A 467-nucleotide genomic window follows, 5' to 3' on the forward strand; every position below is an offset into this window, starting at 1 on the left:
GTTTTTAAAGCGTTCCCGGACCCCTAAGCGCCCTGCCCGCTCCTCCCGCGCCTGCGGGAGGAGCATTTCTTAGCGACTCCCCGCCCCGCTCACCCGCGTCACCGCCGCATTCTGCCGATTTTCCCACAGCACGGTCAGACCACGCTGCAGCGCGATAAAGATAAACAGCAAAATGCCGATGGCGATTTTCGTCCACCATGAGCTGAGGGTGCCGTCGAAGTTGATGTAGGTCTGAATCAGCCCCTGGATCGCCACCCCGAACAGCGTTCCCAGCACGGTACCGACGCCACCGCTTAGCAGCGTACCGCCGATCACCACCGAGGCAATCGCATCCAGCTCGACGCCGACGCCCGCCAGCGCATAGCCCGCCTGGGTATAAATGGAAAAGACGATCCCGGCCAGCGTCGCCAGTCCGGTGGAGAGCATATAGATACGGATCGTGGCGCTGCGAGTCGAAATCCACATCA

1 protein-coding gene is annotated in these 467 nt (G+C 61.5%); it reads right to left on the minus strand.

Annotated elements, in window-relative coordinates; genetic code table 11:
* Positions 1-69: 69 nt before the first annotated feature.
* The coding region (locus FJV41_RS55675) for an ABC transporter permease subunit (RefSeq protein WP_438616796.1) at positions 70-467 on the minus strand (398 nt) is incomplete at its 5' end.

The sequence above is a fragment of the Myxococcus llanfairpwllgwyngyllgogerychwyrndrobwllllantysiliogogogochensis genome (genome assembly GCF_006636215.1).
In the GTDB taxonomy this organism is placed as follows: domain Bacteria; phylum Myxococcota; class Myxococcia; order Myxococcales; family Myxococcaceae; genus Myxococcus; species Myxococcus llanfairpwllgwyngyllgogerychwyrndrobwllllantysiliogogogochensis.